Consider the following 19,532-nt stretch of genomic DNA (forward strand, 5'->3'; position numbering starts at 1 on the left):
GCAGGGGGTCATGTGTCAGGTCAGTTGACGCTCAAATCCATCACCAGGAACTACGCGCGTCGGCGTGTGCTCGACGACGTCTCGCTGACGGTCAGGCCGGGCGAGAAGATCGGCGTCGTCGGCGAGAACGGTTCCGGCAAGTCCACGCTGCTGCGGTTGGTCGCCGGGCAGGACGTTCCGGACGACGGTGAGATCACCGTGGTCGCGGACGGGATCGGGTACCTCGCGCAGGTGCTCGACCTGCCCGGCGACGCGACCGTGCGCGATGCGATCGACGCCGCGCTCTTCGAGATCCGGTTGCTGGAGCAGCAGATCGCTCACGCGGCCGAGCAGGAAAGGCTCGAAGAGCTCGGCGATCTGCTCACCGCGTTCGAGTTGCGCGACGGCTACTCGGCCGACGCGCGGGTCGAAGCCGCCATGTCCGCGCTGGGCATCGGCGGGCTGGCCGGCCAACGGCGGCTCTGCACGTTGTCCGGTGGGCAAAAGGCCAGGCTGGCGCTGGCCGGGGTGCTGTCGGCCGAACCCGAGCTGCTGCTGCTCGACGAGCCCACCAACCACCTCGACGACCAGGCGCTGGCCTGGCTGGAGAACAGGTTGCGGGCACATCGCGGCACGCTGGTCGTGGTGACGCACGACCGGCTGCTGCTGGAGCGGGTGACCACGGCGATCATCGAGGTCGACGAACGGAAGATCTCCCGCTACGGCAACGGGTACGCGGGCTATGTGGCCGAGAAGAGGGCGGCGCGGCAGCGGTGGGAGCAGGCCTACGCGGAGTGGGTCGGCGAGATCGCCCACTGGACCGACTGGCGCGGCACGACGGCGTACCGGGTCGCGCCGGGCCGTCCTGTCCAGGACCACAACAAGTGCAAGTACAACGGCGACGGCCGCCGGGTGCAGGCGTCGATCCAGACGCGGGTGCGCAGCGCGTCCGAACGGCTGGAGCGGTTGCACGCCGATCCGGTGCCCAAGCCGCCGGAACCGTTGCACCTCAACGCCCCGCTCGACGCGGCGGTGCGCGAGGGTGCGGTGCTCGAACTGAGGCAGGTTGAGGTTGATCAACGGTTGTGCGTCGATGAGCTGACTGTCCAGGCAGGGCAACGGTTGTTGGTGACCGGACCGAACGGCGTCGGCAAGTCGACGTTGCTCGACGTGCTGGCCGGTGTGCTGGAACCCGACCGCGGCACGGTCATCCGCACCGGTGTGGTCGGGTACCTGCCGCAGGAAACCGTTGTCGCGCGGCCGAAGCAGACGCTGCTGGCGGCGTTCGGCGGGACTGCCGAGCGGCTGGCGGCGCTGGGGCTCTTCCGCGTGGAGGACTTCGGCACGCCGGTCGGAGCGTTGTCGATCGGGCAACGCCGAAGGCTCGCGTTGGCGCGGCTGCTGGTCGGGGAGTCGGACGTGCTGCTGCTGGACGAGCCGACGAACCACCTGTCGCTCGCGCTCGTGGAAGAGCTCGAAGCCTCGCTCGCGGACTACCCCGGTGCGGTCGTCGTGGCGTCGCACGACCGTTTGCTGCGGCAGAGGTGGCAGGGAGAGGAACTCAGAATGGCTCGTAGCAGTCGAACGTCTCGATAGAGCTGTCGCCGGAGCGCAGGCGGCACCGAGAACGTGCTGCGGCGCCGTGTTGCCCCGAGCGACTAGGGCTGCAAGATCGGCTCATGTGCGGGAGATCGTCCTTGCTCTCGCCGCAGTTGCGGTGACCTGCCGGTCGGCGGTGCGTCCGTTCGGCTGACGGTCGCATCCCGGTGGTCCGAATGTCGTTGACGATTACATGACCTGTGACAACGAAGTCCCGGTCCCCGAAACCCGGGTCCCCGTGCGTCGTCGGCAGTTCCTCGCGTTTCTGGTAGCCGCTCCGGTGCTCACCGTCGCGGTGCCCGGTACCGCGGAGGCCGTCGTTCCGACGCTGCCGCAACCGGCCGAGATCATGGATCTCGGCGACATCCTCATCCTGGCCGGAACCCCGACCGAGGGCGCGCTCGCCGTGCTCAGCGTCGGCGAGGACGGCGTCGTCACCCTCGAACTGCCCCGCGCCGAGGTCGGCCAGGGCATCACCACGGCCACCGCGATGCTCGTCGCGGAGGAGCTCGACCTGCCGTTGGACCGCGTGCGCGTGGTGCTGGCGGACGCGCGCTCCGAGCTGCTGTTCAACCAGCTCACCGGTGGTTCGAACACGATCCGGTCGGTGTACGGGCCGGTCCGTTCCGCGGCGGCGGCCGTGCGGGCCAGGCTGGTCGCGGCGGCTGCTCAGGAGTACGGCGCGGCCGTCGGCCAACTGTCCACTCGCGACGGTGGGGTGGTGCTGCCGGACGGACGGTTCATCGCCTACGGGTTGTTGACCTCCGCGGCCGCTCAGCTGACCGGAGTCTTTTCCGCACAACCGAAGCCCGCGTCGGAACACCGGCTCGTCGGCACGCCGCAGTCGCGCATCGACGCCCGTGCGATGGTCACCGGTCAGTTCAAGTACACGCTCGACCACGACGTGCCGGGAGCGATGCCGACGGTCGTGCGCCGGCCGCCGACGATCAACGGCACGGTCAGGTCGGTGGATTCGGCTGCCGCGCGGTCGATGCCGGGCGTGCTCGCCGTCGCTGTCGTGCCGACGGGCGTCGCGGTGGTCGCGGAGACGTTCGGGCAGGCGATGGCCGCTCGGGACGCGCTGAAGGTCACCTGGCATCCCGGCACGATCGATGCCCTGTCGGACAAGGACATCCGGGCGAAGTTGCGGGCCGCGGCGTTGCCGTTCGTGGTGCCGCCGTTGCTGACCCAGCACGTGGACATGGAGTTCGACTTCGCGTTCGTCAGCCACGCGCCGATGGAGACGAACTCGGCGATCGCGGACGTCCGGGACGATCGCGCCGAGATCTGGGCCGGGCTGAAGTCGCCGATCGTGGCGCGTCAGACGATCGCCTCGGTGCTCGGACTGCCGGAGGCCGCGGTGACCGTGCACGTGATGCAGGGTGGCGGGTCGTTCGGGCGCCGGTTGTTCTTCGACGCCGCCATCGAGGCCGCGCAGATCTCCCGGGCGTTGCGGCGGCCGGTGAAGTTGATGTGGTCGCGCACCGACGACATGCGGCACGGGCGGGCTCGTGCGGCCAGTCATCACAAGCTGCGGGCCACGTTCGGGCTCGGCAACGTGCTGACGTTCGAGCACCGGGTGGCGTCCGTCGAGACCGACTTCCGGCACGGGCTCGGGGAGATCCTCACCGCCACCGCGGCTTCGTTGCCGGTGGGCGGGAACCTTTCCTTCGCGCAGACGGTGTTCCTGACCACCTGCAAGGTGCCGTACAACTTCGGGGTGGTGACCTCGTTGCTCAACGAGGTGCCGCTGCGGATGCACACCGGGTCGTGGCGGTCCGTCTACTCGGCGAACACCCGTGGCGCGGAGGAGATCCTGGTCGACCAGCTGGCGGCCCGGATGGGCAAGGACCCGGTCGCGTTCCGGCGGGAGCACCTGAAGAGCGCTCGTCAGCGGGCGGTGCTGGACAAGGCGGCCGCGCTGGGCGAGTGGGGGCGGCCGATGCCTCGTGGGTTCGCGCAGGGTGTCGCGTTCCACGACGAGTACAAGTCGTGCACGGCCTGTCTGGTGGAGATCGATGCCCGCGATCCGCAGAACCCCAGGGTGGTCAAGGCGGTGATCGTGGTCGACGTCGGACGGCCGGTGAACCCGCGTGGGCTCGAGGCGCAGATGCTGGGTGGGCTCACCGATGCCATCTCCACGACCTTGCGGGCCGGCCTGCACATCGACCGCGGGTTGCCGTTGGAGGGGTCGTACTCGCAGTTCCACTATGCGCGGCAGAAGGACGCGCCGCTGGACGTGCGGGTGCACGTGATGCCGGCCACTGGTGAGCCCGGCGGTGCGGGAGAGCTGGGAGTGCCCGCTGCCGTCGGGGCGATCGCCAACGCCTACGCGCGGGCCACCGGCGTGGTTCCGCGCAGCTTCCCGATCATCTTCCCCGTCGATTTCGAGCCGTTCCCGCGCTGAAGGAGCGTCCCTGTGCCTACCTACACGTTCGTCGTCAACGGGAAGCCGGTCTCGGTCGAGGCTCCTGCGGACCTGGCCCTGCTCTGGGTGCTGCGGGACAAGCTCGGGGTGCGCGGGCCCAAGTTCGGCTGCGGCATCGGTGTGTGCCGCGCCTGCACGTCCCACCTCGACGGCGCCGAGGTCCAGCCTTGCGTCACGCCGGTGTCGTCCTGTGCCGGGAAGACCGTCACCACCATCGAGGGGCTGGCTTCCGGGGACGAGTTGCATCCGGTCCAGGAGGCCTGGCTGGAACAGGACGTCGCCCAGTGCGGGTACTGCCAGCCCGGGCAGATCATGGCCGCGGTGGCGCTGTTGAACTCCGTCGGTGAACCCAGCGACGAGGACATCGACCGAATCGCGAACGTTTGCCGTTGTGGGACCTATTTCCGGATTCGGCAGGCGATCAAGTCCGCCGCGGCGAAGATGTGAAGGCGCGGCGCGGGTTCTAGAGTTTCGGAGGTGAGCCGGGCCCGCCGGCGCAGGAGGATCCGTGCTGGCGCTGTCGGTGTTGTTGCTGGTGGCTGTGCTTGTTTGCGCGGTCGTCCGGCCGTGGGGATGGCCTGAGGCGGCGGTCGCGGTGCCAGCCGGGCTGCTCGTCGTGCTGGTCGGGGCGTTGCCGGTCGACCACGCGGTGGACGAGGCGGTGCGGCTGGGACCCGTGATCGGGTTCCTGGCCGCGATTCTGGTGCTGGCACAGCTTTGTGACGACGAAGGGCTGTTCCACGCCTGCGGAACCTGGATGGCGCGGGCGTCTGGTGGACGCCCGCGGACGTTGCTGGGCGGTGTGTTCGTTGCGGCGTCGGTGACCACGGCGGTGCTGAGTCTGGATGCGACGGTCGTGTTGCTGACGCCGGTGGTGTTCGCGACGGCGGCTCAGCTCGGGGTTCGGCCCAAGCCGCACGTCTACGCGTGCACGCACCTGTCGAACAGCGCGTCGCTGTTGTTGCCGGTGTCCAATCTGACGAACCTGCTGGCGTTCGCGTCCAGCGGGCTGAGTTTCACCCGGTTCGCGGCTTTGATGGCGTTGCCTTGGGTGGTGGCGATCGCCGTTGAGTACGTGGTGTTCCGGTGGTTCTTCCGGACGGATCTGGACGCGCCGGTGCACGCGCCGGACGTGCGGCCGCCGAGTGAGTTGCCGGTGTTCGCCCTGGCGACGGTCGGGTTGACCTTGGTCGGGTTCGTGGTGGCGTCGGCCACCGGGATCGACCCGGCCTGGGCGGCTTGCGCGGGGGCGGTGGCCATGGCGGTGCGGGCGCTGGCACGGCGGCGGACGTCCGTGGTCAAGGTGGTGCGGGCGGCTTCGGTGCCGTTTCTCGCGTTCGTGCTCGGGCTCGGCCTGGTGGTGCGGGCGGTCGTCGACAACGGGTTGGACGACCTGTTGCGGCACGTGGTGCCCGGCGGGAACGGACTGCTGGCGTTGCTGGGGCTCGCGGCGGTGGCCGCGGTGCTGGCGAACGTGATCAACAACCTGCCCGCGGTGCTGGTGCTGTTGCCGTTGGTGGCACCGTTGGGCGCCGGGGCGGTGCTGGCGGTGTTGCTCGGGGTGAACCTGGGGCCGAACCTCACCTACGCGGGGTCGTTGGCCACGTTGTTGTGGCGGCGGATCGTGCACGACCACGACACCGAGGTGAACCTGCCGGAGTTCACCAGGCTGGGGGTGCTCGCCGTGCCTGCCACGCTGGTCGGCGCGGTCGTGGCACTGTGGGCGTCTCTGCTCGTGATCGGAGGATGACCGATGACGGTGGTCGTGTGGGTCGCTGACGACACCTGGCAGGACTGCGTCGACGCGGCTCGGGGGTTTGGCGGGGAGGAGTTCCTGCTGCTGCACGTCAGTGATCACGACGTGCCCGGCGCGGCTCATGGCGCGTTCGCCGGGTTGTTCGGGCGGCATCCGTCCCGTGATCCCGGTACGCGGCTGGACGGGCTGGCGGCGGACCACGCCGCGCGGTTGCTGGAGGCGGCCGCCGAACGGCTCGGGGTGCCGTGCACGACGTCGGCGCGGGTGGGGCGGGTGGAGCACGAAGTCGTTGCGGCTGCTCGGGAAGCGTCGCTGTTGGTCGTGTGCCGTGACGGCGACGTCAGTCATGCCGGGCCACGCAGTCTCGGGCCGGCGACCCGGTTCGTGGTGGATCACGCGACCTGCCCGGTGTTGCTGGTGTGGCCGACGTAGGTTCGTAAACGCAAACTTGCGTGCACGCACTTTTGTCTTCTAGTCTCGGGGCATCGAGACGGAGGGGGACTGCCCATGCGTGCCAAGGGGATCGCGTACGACACCGGGTTCGTGCGTGGCGGGAAGATTTCGGTGCCGCGCTTCGACCTCGACGTGGTGCGGCGGGATCTGGCGGTGATCAGGGACGACCTGCACTGCAACGCCGTTCATCTCGTCGGGGGTGATCCGGAACGGCTGGAGCAGGCCGCTCGCATCGCGGCTGACCTGGGGCTGGAGGTCTGGTTCTCGCCGTATCCGCTGGAGCTGAAGCCGGACGAGATCCTGGAGCTGTTCACGGAGTGCGCGCGCCGGGCCGAACGCGTCCGGGCCGGCGGGGCCGAGGTGGTGTTCGTGACCGGGGTCGAGCTGAGCATCATGAACGACGGGTTCCTGGACGGCGACGACGTCATGGACCGGGTGAGCCGGCTGCTGGGCAACGCCGAACGGATGGCGGAGGCCGCCGCGCGGCTCAACGAGTTCCTGGTGCGAGCGGTCGAGGTCGTGCGGGAGCACTTCCTCGGGAAGATCACGTACGCGTGCATCCCGTTCGAACGGGTGGACTGGAGCCTGTTCGACGTGATGTCGTTCGAGCTGATCCGGTCGGCCGAGGTGGCGGACCGGTATGCGGAGGGCATCCGAAGCGTGGTGGCGCAGGGGAAGCCGGTGGCCATCACCGGGTTCGGCACGGCCGCCTGGCGGGGCTCGGGCGCGGTGGCTCCGCGCAGCATGGAGATCGTCGAACTCGATGACACCGGGCTGCCGGTCCGGGTCAAGGACGGTTACGTCCGTGACGAGGAGGAGCAGGCCGTTTATCTGCGTGAGGTGCTGGAGATCTTTGAGGCGGAGGGCGTGGACGGCGCGTTCGTGTACATGTTCGCGCTCAGCAACTACCCGCATCGGCCGGACGACCCGAGCCGGGACGTCGACATGGCCGGTCCGGGCATCGTGAAGGTCTACGAGGACGGCAGCTGGGCACCCAAGGCCGCGTTCGGCGCGGTCGCGGAGGTCTACGCGCGGATCTGAAAACCACTTGGCGGCTTTGGAACAATTGTCCGCATCATGAGCAGCAGGCTGCGAGCGATCGCCCGCGACACCGTCGAGATCTCGGAGCGAGGTTCCTACTCCACCGGGTCGCGCGAGGTGCCGATCGCCGTCACCCCGGCGGTGTCCGGGACGCGGCTTCACCTTCCCGGGGACGCGTTGTCCTTGCCCGCACCGGGAGAGCCCCCGAAGGTGGACGTCACCAACGAGTCCACTTTGGAGGCGACTCGACGGCTCGGGGGCGACATCGCCTGCCTGGTCTTCGCTTCCGCGCGCAACCCCGGCGGTGGGTTCCTCAACGGGGCACAGGCTCAGGAGGAGAGCGTCGCGCGTTCGTCGGCGCTCTACCCCTGCCTGCTCGCGGCCGGCGACTTCTACCGGCACCACCGCGCGCACGACGACCTCACCTACAGCGACCGCGTCATCCACTCGCCTCGGGTGCCGGTCTTCCGCGACGACAAGGGAAACCTGCTGCCGGAGCCGTACGAGGTCTCGTTCCTGACCTCGGCGGCACCCAACCGGTCCGCGATCGTGCGCAACCAGCCCGAGCGTGCTGAAAGCATTCCCGCCGCGCTGCTGCAACGAGCCGTGCGGGTTCTGCACGTTGCGGCAACGCATGGCCACCGCCGGCTCGTGCTGGGCGCGTGGGGTTGCGGGGTCTTCGGCAACGACCCTGCTGTCGTTGCCGAGACCTTCCGGTTGGCGTTGCGGGACAATCCGTACTTCGACCACGTCGTGTTCGCGGTGCTGGACCGGCAGAAGGGCACGCCGACGCTGGCGGCCTTCGCCGAGGCGCTCACCCGACCTCGGTGAACCCGTCCGGGATCGAGGTCCTGAGCTGCGCCGTCCTGCACCGTGCGCACGTCGTCGAGCAGTTCGTTGTCAGACACCATGAACGTTCTCCGTGATCTTGTCGCCCAGCAGGTGACATGGGTGACGTGCCTTTCTGGAGACCTGGCTCAGGCCTCTGACCTGCACTGAGCCAAAATGATGCCACGCTGAGCCAGATCTCCTTGCTGGTGGTGCCACCGTGTGCCATAGTGATGCCATGGATCTGACCCCGTACGTGGCTTCCCTCGGTCGCGAACTGCTGACCGCCGTCGAGACGGGCGGTGACGAGGCCAACGCGCTCGTCGAGCGGTTGACCGTGTCGATGGAGTCGGCGATCCGGCTGGCGCTGCTCGAGGCGCTGTCCGCCGCCGCCGACGAGATCACCGCGGACCTGGCGCCGGACTCGGTGCAGGTGCTGCTGCGGGGCCGGGACCCCAAGTTCGTCGTGACGCGCCGGCCGGTCGAGCAGCAGCCAGCCGCCGTCGCGCCGGAGCCCGTCGCGGCACCCGCCGAGGACGTCGCGGCCGGCTACGAGGACGGCACCACCGTGCGGATCAACGTCCGCCTGCCCGAACCGCTCAAGGCGGCGATCGACGAGGCCGCGGCCAAGGAGGGCCGCTCGGTCAACGCGTGGCTGGTGCGGGCCGCGTCCGCCCAACTGGCGCCCAAGCGCGAGGCCGGCCCCGAAACGCTCATCGAGGGCATCACGGGCACCCAGCGTTTCGTCGGCTGGGTCCGCTAACCACACCCGTTCTTCTTCACGTCTCTGACCTGCGGAGACGTTCTTCCTGCACCTTCTGAGGGGACAGCCATGCCTTCTTACGACACGCCAGAACCGATTTCCGTACTGCTCGACGTCTACGCGGGCTACGTCGAGATCGTCGCGAGCGACCGCACCGACACGAAGGTCGACGTGCGTCCTTCCGACCCGTCCGACTCCTCGGACGTCGAGGCCGCGCAGAAGACCCGCGTCGACTACAGCGACGGCACGCTGATGATCCGCGGGCCGAAGCGGACGGTCGACTTCTCGAAGAAGACCAGGTCGGTCGACATCGTGGTCGAGCTGCCCACCGGGTCCAAAGTGGACGCCGACGTGACGGCCGGCACGACCCGCACCTCCGGTGTGCTCGGCGTGACCGAGGTCGACATGTCCGCCGGCAACATCCACGTCGACCGGGCCGGCTCGCTGAAGGCGGACACCGGTGCCGGTGTGGTCCACGTCGGCGCGGTCAAGGGCAACGCCGAGGTCAAGACCGGCAGCGGGCACATCCGCATCGGCGCCGTCAACGGCTCGCTGGTCGTCAAGAACTCCAACGGACACATCGAGGTCGGCACGGTCGAAGGCGAGCTGCGGGCCCGTTCGGCCAACGGCGACATCAACGTCGAACGGGCCGCCGCTCTCGTGGAGGCCAAGACCGCCATGGGATCGATCGGCATCGGCGAGGTCGTCCGCGACACCGTCTCGCTGAACACCGCGATGGGCGGCGTCGAGGTCGGGATCGCACAGGGCACCGCCGCGTGGATCGACGCCAAGACCAGCTTCGGCCGCGTCACCAACACGCTCGAGGGCAGCGACGGCCCCGGAAACGCCGCACAGACCGTCAAGGTCACCGCCCACACGTCCTTCGGCGACATCACCGTCCGCCGTGCCTGAGGGGAACTCCATGAACGCGATCAAGGCCACCGGGCTGCGCAGGTCCTACGGCGACCACGATGTGCTCAAGGGCGTCGACATCAACGTCCAGCGCGGCACCGTCTTCTCCCTGCTCGGCGCGAACGGCGCCGGCAAGACCACCATGGTCAAGATCCTGTCCACGCTCATCAAGGCCCACGGCGGCAGCGCGTCCGTCGCCGGCCACGACGTGGCGAGTGATCCCGACGCGGTCCGCGCCGCGATCGGCGTCACCGGCCAGTTCTCCGCCATCGACAACCTGATGACGGGCCGGGAGAACCTGAAGCTGATGGCCGACCTGCACCACCTCGGCCGGGCGGAGGGCAGGGCGAAGACCGAGCAACTGCTGGAGAGGTTCGACCTGGTCGACGCGGCGGACAAGTCCGCGCACACCTACTCCGGCGGCATGCGGCGCCGGCTCGACCTCGCCATGACGCTGGTGGGCTCGCCACAGGTGATCTTCCTCGACGAACCGACGACGGGTCTCGACCCGCGCAGCCGGCGCGTCATGTGGGACATCGTGCGGCGGCTCGTGGCGGACGGCGTCACGATCTTCCTCACCACCCAGTACCTGGACGAGGCAGACGAGCTCGCCGACCGGATCGCGGTGCTGGACAAGGGAACGATCGTCGCCGAGGGCACCGCGGACGAGCTCAAGCGCCGCATCCCCGGCGGGCACGTGCTGCTGCAGTTCAGCGATCCCCGCCACCTGGAGAACGCCACGCGGGTCGTGGCCAACGCTTCTCGTGACGGTGACTCGCTCGCGTTGCGGGTGCCGAACGACGGCAGCGTCCACGCGCTCAAGACTCTGCTCGACCGGCTCGACGACAACGCGGTCCTGGTCGACTCGATCAGCACGCACACGCCCGACCTCGACGACGTCTTCCTCGCCCTCACCGGCGACTCCGAAAAGGTGAGCCAGCCATGACCTACGTCCTGACCGACTCGGCGACGATGGTGCGCCGCAACCTCAAGCGGATGATCCGCTACCCGTCCATGACGTTCCAGCTGCTGATCATGCCGGTCGTCTTCCTGCTGCTGTTCGTCTACGTCTTCGGCGGCACGCTCGGCGCCGGCCTCGGCGGACCCTCCGGCGGCCGCGCGGAGTACCTGAACTACGTGACGCCGACGATCATCCTGATGGCGATCACCGCGGCGGTGCAGGGCACGAGCATCTCGATCGCGATGGACATGACCGAGGGGGTCGTGGACCGCTTCCGCACCATGGCGATCGCCCGCGTGTCCGTCCTGACCGGACACGTGGTCGGCAGCCTGGTGCAGACGGTCCTCGCCATGACGTTCGTCTTCGGTGTCGCGGTGGCGATCGGCTTCCGGCCGCAGGCGAGCTTCGTCGAGTGGCTGGCGATCGCCGGACTGCTGGTGGCCATGGCGTTCGCGCTCATCTGGTTCTCCGCGGCGCTGGGCCTCAAGAGCAAGTCCGTCGAGTCGTCGAGCAACATCGGCCTGCCGCTGATCCTGCTTCCCTTCTTCGGCAACGGTTTCGTACCGACCGACTCGATGCCGACCGTGCTGCGCTGGTTCGCCGAGTACCAGCCGTTCACCCCGTTCATCGACGCTCTGCGCGGCCTGATGATGGGCACGCCGATCGGCAACAGCGGCTACATCGCGCTGGGCTGGTGCGTCGTCATCGGGTTCGGCGGCTACCTCTGGTCCAAGAAGCTCTTCAACCGCGAATCCACCCGCTGAACAGGAGAATCCCGATGACCGTGCACGGCCTCCCGATGGACCGCGACGTCAGCCCGTTCGACCCGCCGAGCAAGATCACCGAGGTGCGCACGACCCGCCCGGTCAGCCCGATGCTCTTTCCCGACGGCCACGAGGGCTGGCTGATCACCGGGTACGACGCGGTGCGAACCGCCTTGGCGGACACCAGGTTCAGCAACCGCCAGGACCTCGGCATCCTGCACGTGCCGTTCCCGACCCCCGGCATGCCGGAGCAGACCGAACCGTCCCCGCAGACCCCGGGGCTGTTCATCAGCATGGACCCGCCGGACCACACCCGGTTGCGGCGCAAGCTCACCGGAGCCTTCACGGTCAAGCGCATGAAGGCGTTGGAAGAAGGCATCATCGAGATCACCGAACAGCAGCTCGACGCGCTGGCCAAGCTCACGCCGCCGGTCGACCTGGTGGCCGAGTTCGCGCTTCCGGTGCCGTCACTGGTGATCTGCGAGATCCTCGGAGTCCCTTACGCGGACCGGGAGACGTTCCAGGTCAACTCCTCCAAGTTCATGGAGCGGGAGGTGAACCTGGAGGACAAGATGGCCGCGTACATGGCGATGAACACGTTCCTGGCCGAACTGGTCGTCAGCAAGCGTGCCGAGCCCGCCGACGACCTGCTGTCCGACCTGGCCAAGGACGAGGACCTCAGCATCGAGGAACTCGTCGGCATGGCGTTCCTGTTGCTGCTCGCCGGCTTCGAGACGACCGCGAACATGTTGGCGCTGGGCACTTTCGCGTTGCTGGAGCACCCGGACCAGCTGGCCGAACTGCGGGCGAACCCCGAGCTGATCCCGGACGCGGTGGAAGAACTGTTGCGGTACCTGGCGGTCGGCGACATCTTCTTCCGCTACGCCTCGGAGGACATCGAGTTCTTCGGGGAGACGATCCGCGAGGGCTCGACGGTCATCCTGTCGCTGCTGGCGGGCAACCACGACCCGGAGCGCTACGAGCAGCCGGACACGTTGGACGTGCACCGCAACGCCCGTGGGCACCTGGCGTTCGGGCACGGGGTGCACCAGTGTCTCGGCCAGCAGTTGGCCCGCATCGAGATGCGTGCCGGGTTCGAGGGGCTGCTGCGCCGGTTCCCGGCGCTGGAACTCGCTGTGCCCGCCCGTGAAGTGAAGCTCCGCACGGACATGAACATCTACGGCGTGCACGCCCTGCCGGTCACCTGGGCGTGACGCGAGGCCGGGTGCACCATGGGCACCCGGCCTGCGCGGCCGTGAATTTCAGACGGTGAATCTCAGACGGTGAAGCCGCCGTCAGCGTTGATGCTCGCGCCGGTGACGTACGCACCGGCATCGCCCGCCAACGCTGCCACCAGTTCCGCGATCTCCTCCGGCTGTCCGTAACGACCCAACGCGGTCAGCCCGCGAATGGTGTCCGCCATCGGCCCGTCCGCCGGGTTCATGTCCGTGTCGGTGGGACCGGGGTTCACGATGTTCGCGGTGATGCCCCGCGGCCCCAGTTCCCGCGCAAGTCCTTTGGTCATCCCGATCAGCGCCGTCTTGCTCGCCGAGTACAGGGCGAAACCGGGGAACGGCGCGTACACCGCGACATTGCTGCCGATGCTGATGATGCGCCCGCCCTCACGCATGTGCCGTGCCGCCGCGCGCGCCGCGAGGAACGGCGCCCGCACGTTCACGGCCATCGTGTGGTCGAACTCTTCTCTCCCAAGGTCTTCCAGCGGTCCTACCTGGAACACGCCCGCGTTGTTCACGAGCACGTCGAGCCTGCCGAACTCGGCGGCGGTCTCGTCCACCGCCGTGACAACGGCATCGGGGTCGGCGCTGTCGGCCTGGATCGCGAACACGTTGTCCGGCTTGGTGTTCTGGTACGTGACCGCGACCTGTGCGCCGAGTGCGGCGAGCTTCGCCGCCACCGCCGCCCCGATGCCGCGGCTCCCGCCGGTGACGAGAGCCGCTTTCCCCTCAAGTGATCCCATGCCTTTCAGCCTGGCGAACTGCTCGCCGGGGTGCTGGCGGGAATCAGACCGTCAGTTCGCACCTCGGGTGTACGCCCACGCCGTGCGGTTGAGGGAGTCCTCGATCCCGCTGAAACCCTCGTTGGGGTTGAGGACGTCCTCCTGGAAGTCGACGTCGATGTCGTCCGCGGTGCCGCCGATGCCGTCCGGTCCGACCCCGAACATGCCCTTCGGGTTGCCGCCCTGGTCCATGATGCTGTCCAGTGCGTTGAACTGGTCCTGGTGCCAGCTGCCGGACATGTGCCCTGCCTCGTGGGCGGTGATGTTGCCGATCGCCCGGCCGATGAACGGGATCTTGGCGCTGGCCGGGGTGAGGTAGGTGTTCAGGGAGGTGCGGGACTGGCCGGCGGGCAGGCTGAGAACGTCCAGCAGCACCAGCGCGGTCTCCTCCTTGCCGAAGTTGCCCGCGTCGATCGACTGCGCGATGCCGACGGTCTGGATGCCGGACTCGGCGATCGAACCGCCGACGACCACCCTGCTGACGTTCGGCTGTCCCCACGGGTCGGCGTGGTCGCGGCTGTTGAGGACGCGCACGGCGAACCGCCGGTTGGTGCCGTTCGCGGCGAGGTCGTGCTCGATGTTCTCGCGCACGGTCGCGACCACGTTGTCGATCACCGCGTTCTCGTCGGCGTCGGTGAGACCCCAGCCGGGCAGGAACTTCCTGAGCGGTGAGAGGTCGCGGTTGCCGGCCGGGTCGACCCCGAAGATCCGGGTGTTGACCCGTGCGCCGTTGAAGTCGAGGAAGATCGTCAGCACCTCGGGCCGCTGGTTGAGCTCCGAGCCGGGACGGTAGGCCTCGACGGTGACGTCGTAGCGGCCCTCGCCGTTCTCGACGCCGACGGTGTAGCGGCCGTCCTTGGGCGCCACGAAGTCCGCGACGGCGTTGCCACCGGCGGGCATCGGGGAGTTCTCGGCGTACAGGAAGCTGAAGTCCTGCGACGAACCGAAGACCTCGCGTCCGGCCGGGTCGTGGATGACGACCCTGGTCGCCTTGCCCGCCGCCGAAGCGCCGAGCACGTCACCCGCCTTCAGGTCGACGGAGAAGTGGTCGCTGTCGCCCTGGCCGTCGCCGGTCGCGATGGTCAGGTCGTACGGGCCCTCGGTGAGGACCCGCTTGCCGGTGCCCGGCGTCATCGGGTCGCTCGGGAGCCCGCCGGGGCCGGACGCGGCGACCATGACGTAGGAGTTCGCGCCCGGCGGTACGTAGACCTGCAGCCTGCTGTCGGTGCTGCCGGAGAGGTTGTCGTGCTGGCCCATCAGCTGGCCGGTCTCGTCGTACGCGGCGAGCAGCGTGTCCAGGTCACCGGTCGGCGTGTTCGTCTCGACGGTCGCGAACAGCCCGGTCGTGCCGCCGGTGAGCTTGTAGAAGTCGTGGTCGCCGGAGCCGTCGCCCGCGCTGCCGTACGGGCCGTCACCGATCGTGCCGCTGGTGCGCACGGCCTTGCCACGCGCGGGCACGCCGGTGTCGCTGCCGAGCGGGATCGCGTCGTTGACCTCGGCGAACGGCGGCACCACCGGGATCGTGGGGTCGCTCGCGAGATCACCGGTGAGCGTGAGCTTCGGGTTCTTGCCCCGGCCGGTGCCGAACCCGGCCACGTGCTCGGCCGAGGTCGGCGTGTCGTTGCCGCCCTGCGTGCCGGCGGCTTCCTTCTCGCTGTACGTCAACGGCTGGCCCGCGGTCTTCGCCTTACCGGCCACGCGTGACTGCTTGCGCGACTCCCGGTTGCGGTGCACCGCGGCCCAGTCGACCTGGGCCTCGGCCGGCAGGAAGGCCAGCATCGGATCGGGCTGGCTGACCTGCGGCGACGGCTCGGCGGCGGACTGGCCGCCCACCACGAGTGACAACGCCACCCCTGCGGAGAGCACGCCAAAGAGATGTTTGCGCATATGAAGTTCCCCCAGATCGCTCTAGAACCCGAGGAAACCAGTGCCGCGCGCCGTGGACGAGCGTTTTGACGATCCTTTGTCCACTTTCGGACAATCGCTGCCTGAGGTCAGACGGTGGCCTTGGCGCGCAACGGCGCCGCTGCCTCGTGCAGGTGCTGCAGCACGTACCCGTACGAGCGGAACAGCCCGCACTGCGCGTAGGAGATCCCGCGCTGCGTGCAGAACTCGCTCACGATCACCTGTGCGTGCCGCAGGTGCGGCCGCGGCATGCTCGGGAACAGGTGGTGCTCGATCTGGTAGTTCAGCCCGCCGAGCAGGAAGTCCACGAACCAGCCGCCGCGCACGTTGCGTGACGTGAGCACCTGCTTGCGCAGGAAGTCGAGCGTGTGCCCGGCCGAGAGCACCGGCATGCCCTTGTGGTTGGGGGCGAACGAGCACCCCATGTAGAGGCCGAACACGCACTGGTGGACCAGGACGAACGCGACGGCGTAGACGGGGGAGAGCACCCAGAACACCACGCCGAGGTACACCAGGACGTTCGCGATCATCAGGTACCGCTCGCGGCCGGAGTGCCTGATCGAATGCCAGTGCAGCGCATAGCCTTCGAGCAGCAACAACGGGAAGAACAGGTACGCCTGGCGTGCCGCGATCCACCGCAGTGGGCCGCGCTTGGCCACGCTCTGCTTCTGCGTGAACGCCAGCACCGTGATGTCGACGTCCGGGTCCTCGTCCTCGTGGTTCGGGTTCGCGTGGTGGCGGTTGTGCTTGCTGACCCACCAGTCGTAGCTGACCCCGACGATTCCGCTGTGCACGTAACCGAAGATCTCGTTCCACTTGCGGGACGCGAAGATCTGCTTGTGGCCGGCGTCGTGGCCGATGAACGCGAGCTGCGTGGTCATCACCGCCAGCGCGACCGCCACCGCGAGCTGCCACCACGAGTCACCGAGCAGCGCGAACGCCACCCACGCCCCCGCGTAGGCCGCGAGGTTCACCCCGACGCGGAAGTAGTAGTACCCGCGTCGCCGTTCGAGCAGACCGGCCTGCTTGATCAGGACGGAAAGCTGGGCGAAGTCGCTCGCCTGCCGAAGCACCATTCGCGCAGAATGCCAGATCCCCTCCACATGGCAATGCACGCGTGATGAAGTCGCCGCGAACCGCGCGCGTCGGCCCGGCTCCGACACGATGGAGTGATCATGATCCACATCTCCGGCGAGCCGCTCGCACGCGCCAGGGCCGGTGAGGTCCAGTGCTGCCGCATGAGCCCGCCCGGACGCGGGCTCGATCCGTAGAGAGGACCAGAAGTCGTGGTCGACCACACGACCGTGCTCATCGCGGGCGCGGGGCCGGCGGGGCTCGTCTTGGGCAACCTGTTACGCGCCGAGGGGATCGACACCCTCATCGTCGAGCGGGCGAGCCGGGAGCAGGTGCAGACCAGGGCGAGGGCGGGGTTCCTCGGTCCGAACAGCGCCAGGGTGCTTTCGCAGCACGGTCTCGGCGCCGGGATGCTCCACAAAGGACGTTCGCACGGCATCTGCGCGTTCCGCGGTGCGGACGGCGAGTTCGAGCTGGACTACTCCCTGCTCGGCAGGGGCGAGGTGCACACCGTCTACCCGCAGCAGGACCTCGTCACCGACCTGATCGCCGAGTACCTGGACCGGGGCGGGGACATCAGGTTCGGCGTCACCGTCACCGACGTCGATCCGCACACCGCGACGATCCGTTACCGGGACGCGAACGGTTCGGGAGAGGTCACCGGCCGGTTCCTCGCCGGGTGCGACGGGAGCAACGGGATCACCCGCACGGCCGTTCCTGAAGATTTTGGCAGGCGGCACACCCAGGACCACGGCATCAGCTGGCTGGCCGTGCTCGCGGAGGCCCCGCAGAGCATGGCCGCGGTCACCTACGCCATCCACGACGACGGGTTCGCGGGCCACATGGCGCGCAGCCCCGAGGTGACGCGGTACTACCTCCAGGTCACTCCCGGCGACGACCCGGAGACCTGGACGGACGAACGGATCTGGGCCGCACTGGACACCCGGATGCGCACCGATGAGTTCGGGCAGCTCAAACAGGGCCCGATCAGCGAACGCCGGATCGTGCGCCTGCGGTCCGAGGTCGTCGACCCGATCCAGCACGACAGGCTGTTCCTCGTCGGTGACGCGGCCAGCCTGATCAGCCCGTCCGCCGCCAAGGGCGCCAATCTGGCGATCATGGAGGCCGAAGTGCTCTCCCGCGCCCTCGTCGACGCCATCACCCGTGCCGACGAGCAAGCGCTGACCTCGTACTCGTCCACCTGCCTGCCCCGCGTCTGGCGGGCGCAGGAGTTCTCGCGCTGGATGATCGATCTCCTGCACAGCCCGGACGACGACTTCCACCGCGCACTGCGACGCGCCCGGCTCGACAGCCTGCGCGACTGCCGCGCCCACCAGAACTTCTTCGCCGAGCACTACGTCGGCATCTGAGCTCTAGGAACAACATCACCATGATCTCGACCCAAACACGCACGCCGGTCCTCGCCGAGGCCGACCTCGACCGCCTCACCGCGGCGATGGCCCTGCTGGGCGCGCACGACACCCACTCGGCGCTCGCGAACGCGGTGCCGGCACTGGACGACGAGCAGCGCGCGGCCGTGACGCGGCACGCGAGCCTCGACCACGTGGCGTTGCTGATCTTCCCGGAAACCCTCGTGGGCCTCGCGGACGAACTCGTGCGGCACGGCATCGAGGTCGGCACGATGACACCCAGCGTGGTGGTGCGAGAACGGTTGAGCACCAGATACTCGGTGCCCGTCGCGGACCTGAAGGTCGGCATCCTGCGCGCCCCCGTCTCCGACCGCAACGGCTGGCCGTGCGAACTGGAGATCTTCGTGATGGTGACGCCGCCGTCGCTCGCGCACATCGCCGAGGACGAACGCCGGCACGAACGCGAGAACCACGTCGCCCTGGCCGTCCGCCGCCCGGATCCGGTGCTGCTGCGCGGTTTGCGCACGATGATCACCGGTGTGATGCGGCCGGACGGCGGCGGTTACAACGGCTACGAGAACAACACCGTGCTCTACTTCCGCGACGCGCACTGCGCCGACCCGGCGTTCCGCCGCCTGGAGCTGATCGCCAGCGGCCGGTTCCCGCAGCTGCAGGCCACCCACCAGCGCGAGTCGTGCGCCGGCACCGAACTGCTGCGCCTGCTGACCGGCGCGTGGGCCACGCAGGCCATCGCGACCGCGGCCGAGCTGAGGCTCCTCGACCACCTCGCGACGGTGCCCGACCTGACGGCGCTGGCCCGCGTCACCGGCACCGAACCCCAAAGCCTGGCAAGGCTTCTGCGCTACCTCACCGCGCTCGGCGTCGTCCACACGTCCGGCGAACGGCACAGCCTGACCGACCTCGGCGAACTGCTGCGCTCGGACCTGACGGGTTCGATGCGCCCGCTCGCCCTGATGTACGGCGGCCCGTTCTACCGTTCGTTCGCCGAGCTCACCGAGGCCATCCGCAGCGGCGAGGAGTCCTACGCCAAGGCGTTCGGCGCCCACCACTTCGCGCACATGGCCGGCGACCCGGCGCTGTCCGAGCTGTTCCACGGCTCCATGGCCGCGAGCAACGCCATGTTCACCGGCGTCACCAAGGTCATCGACTTCTCGGGCGCCCGCACCGTCGTGGACGTGGCCGGCGGCAACGGCGAGCTGCTGTCCCGCGTCCTGCACGCCAACCCGTCGCTGCACGGCGTGCTCCTGGACCTCCCGAACGCCCTCGCCTCCGCCGAGCCCCGGCTCGCCGAGCTGGCCGGCCGCGTCACCCTGGTTCCCGGTGACTTCACCCGTTCCGTCCCCGCCACCGGCGACATCTACCTGCTGTCCCGCGTGTTGCACGACTGGGACGACCAGCAGTGCCGCACGATCCTGGCGACGTGCGCGCGGAACATGCCCGCGCACGCCGAGCTGCTGGTGATCGAGCGCCTGCTGCCCGAGGCCGGTGACGTGGACTCCCTCGCCATCCCGTGGGACATCCACATGCTCTGCAACACGGGCGGCCGCGAACGCACCGAGTCGCACTACAGCGCCCTGCTGGCGGAAGCGGGCTTCGAACTGGTCGAAACCCGCGCCCTGCCACTGGACGCGCACGTGATGCGAGCCCGGCGCCGCTGAGGT

At 69.0% G+C, this 19,532-nt stretch carries 17 protein-coding genes; 14 read left to right on the forward strand and 3 right to left on the reverse strand.

Annotated elements, in window-relative coordinates; all coding sequences use genetic code 11:
- Positions 1-12 precede the first annotated feature (12 nt).
- From B0F77_RS38030 to B0F77_RS38085, 12 genes are all read left to right on the forward strand, one after another.
- Positions 13-1,575, forward strand: coding sequence for an ABC-F family ATP-binding cassette domain-containing protein (locus tag B0F77_RS38030; RefSeq protein WP_086667899.1), 1,563 nt, complete (start codon positions 13-15; stop codon positions 1,573-1,575).
- A gap of 196 nt (positions 1,576-1,771) precedes the next feature.
- The gene (locus B0F77_RS38035; protein WP_086667900.1) at positions 1,772-3,985 is read left to right on the forward strand and encodes a xanthine dehydrogenase family protein molybdopterin-binding subunit; all 2,214 of its coding nucleotides are present in this window, start codon (positions 1,772-1,774) and stop codon (positions 3,983-3,985) included.
- A gap of 12 nt (positions 3,986-3,997) precedes the next feature.
- On the forward strand, positions 3,998-4,453 hold the full coding sequence (locus B0F77_RS38040; protein ID WP_086667901.1) for a (2Fe-2S)-binding protein: 456 nt from the start codon (positions 3,998-4,000) through the stop codon (positions 4,451-4,453).
- A gap of 61 nt (positions 4,454-4,514) precedes the next feature.
- Positions 4,515-5,756 (forward strand): SLC13 family permease, encoded by a 1,242-nt coding sequence (locus tag B0F77_RS38045; protein WP_086667902.1) that lies wholly within the window; start codon positions 4,515-4,517, stop codon positions 5,754-5,756.
- 3 nt (positions 5,757-5,759) lie between these two features.
- Complete coding sequence (locus B0F77_RS38050) at positions 5,760-6,194, forward strand: universal stress protein (RefSeq protein ID WP_086667903.1); 435 nt, start codon at positions 5,760-5,762, stop codon at positions 6,192-6,194.
- A gap of 75 nt (positions 6,195-6,269) precedes the next feature.
- The gene (locus tag B0F77_RS38055) at positions 6,270-7,256 is read left to right on the forward strand and encodes a glycoside hydrolase family 113 protein (protein WP_086667904.1); all 987 of its coding nucleotides are present in this window, start codon (positions 6,270-6,272) and stop codon (positions 7,254-7,256) included.
- Between the two features lie 36 nt (positions 7,257-7,292).
- Positions 7,293-8,087 (forward strand): TIGR02452 family protein, encoded by a 795-nt coding sequence (locus B0F77_RS38060; RefSeq protein ID WP_086667905.1) that lies wholly within the window; start codon positions 7,293-7,295, stop codon positions 8,085-8,087.
- A gap of 235 nt (positions 8,088-8,322) precedes the next feature.
- The gene (locus B0F77_RS38065; RefSeq protein WP_086667906.1) at positions 8,323-8,847 is read left to right on the forward strand and encodes a ribbon-helix-helix protein, CopG family; all 525 of its coding nucleotides are present in this window, start codon (positions 8,323-8,325) and stop codon (positions 8,845-8,847) included.
- Positions 8,848-8,916: 69 nt separating this feature from the next.
- Complete coding sequence (locus B0F77_RS38070; protein WP_086667907.1) at positions 8,917-9,759, forward strand: DUF4097 family beta strand repeat-containing protein; 843 nt, start codon at positions 8,917-8,919, stop codon at positions 9,757-9,759.
- Positions 9,760-9,769: 10 nt separating this feature from the next.
- Complete coding sequence (locus B0F77_RS38075) at positions 9,770-10,705, forward strand: ATP-binding cassette domain-containing protein (RefSeq protein ID WP_086667908.1); 936 nt, start codon at positions 9,770-9,772, stop codon at positions 10,703-10,705.
- On the forward strand, positions 10,702-11,484 hold the full coding sequence (locus B0F77_RS38080; RefSeq protein WP_086667909.1) for an ABC transporter permease: 783 nt from the start codon (positions 10,702-10,704) through the stop codon (positions 11,482-11,484). Before B0F77_RS38075 ends, B0F77_RS38080 begins: the two co-directional genes overlap by 4 nt.
- Positions 11,485-11,498: 14 nt before the next feature.
- Positions 11,499-12,698 carry a cytochrome P450 gene (locus B0F77_RS38085; protein WP_211294234.1) on the forward strand — a complete coding sequence of 400 codons (1,200 nt, stop codon included), beginning with the start codon at positions 11,499-11,501 and terminating at the stop codon, positions 12,696-12,698.
- Between the two features lie 62 nt (positions 12,699-12,760).
- Here the strand turns inward: B0F77_RS38085 and B0F77_RS38090 are convergent, their stop codons facing one another.
- The 3 genes from B0F77_RS38090 to B0F77_RS38100 all read right to left on the reverse strand — a co-directional run bounded on the left by B0F77_RS38090 (position 12,761) and on the right by B0F77_RS38100 (position 16,482).
- The gene (locus tag B0F77_RS38090; protein WP_086667910.1) at positions 12,761-13,462 is read right to left on the reverse strand and encodes an SDR family oxidoreductase; all 702 of its coding nucleotides are present in this window, start codon (positions 13,460-13,462) and stop codon (positions 12,761-12,763) included.
- A 51-nt stretch (positions 13,463-13,513) separates the two neighbouring features.
- On the reverse strand, positions 13,514-15,388 hold the full coding sequence (locus tag B0F77_RS38095; RefSeq protein ID WP_143467128.1) for a hypothetical protein: 1,875 nt from the start codon (positions 15,386-15,388) through the stop codon (positions 13,514-13,516).
- Between the two features lie 107 nt (positions 15,389-15,495).
- Positions 15,496-16,482, reverse strand: coding sequence for a fatty acid desaturase family protein (locus tag B0F77_RS38100; RefSeq protein ID WP_086667912.1), 987 nt, complete (start codon positions 16,480-16,482; stop codon positions 15,496-15,498).
- Positions 16,483-16,692: 210 nt separating this feature from the next.
- Here B0F77_RS38100 and B0F77_RS38105 point away from each other — a divergent pair, with 210 nt between their 5' ends.
- Together B0F77_RS38105 and B0F77_RS38110 are read left to right on the forward strand one after the other, a co-directional pair.
- Positions 16,693-17,850, forward strand: coding sequence for a 4-hydroxybenzoate 3-monooxygenase (locus tag B0F77_RS38105; protein ID WP_211294235.1), 1,158 nt, complete (start codon positions 16,693-16,695; stop codon positions 17,848-17,850).
- A gap of 20 nt (positions 17,851-17,870) precedes the next feature.
- Positions 17,871-19,529, forward strand: coding sequence for a methyltransferase (locus B0F77_RS38110; protein WP_086667913.1), 1,659 nt, complete (start codon positions 17,871-17,873; stop codon positions 19,527-19,529).
- Positions 19,530-19,532 lie beyond the last annotated feature (3 nt).

The sequence above is a fragment of the Lentzea kentuckyensis genome (genome assembly GCF_002150765.1).
Classification (GTDB): Bacteria; Actinomycetota; Actinomycetes; order Mycobacteriales; family Pseudonocardiaceae; genus Lentzea; species Lentzea kentuckyensis.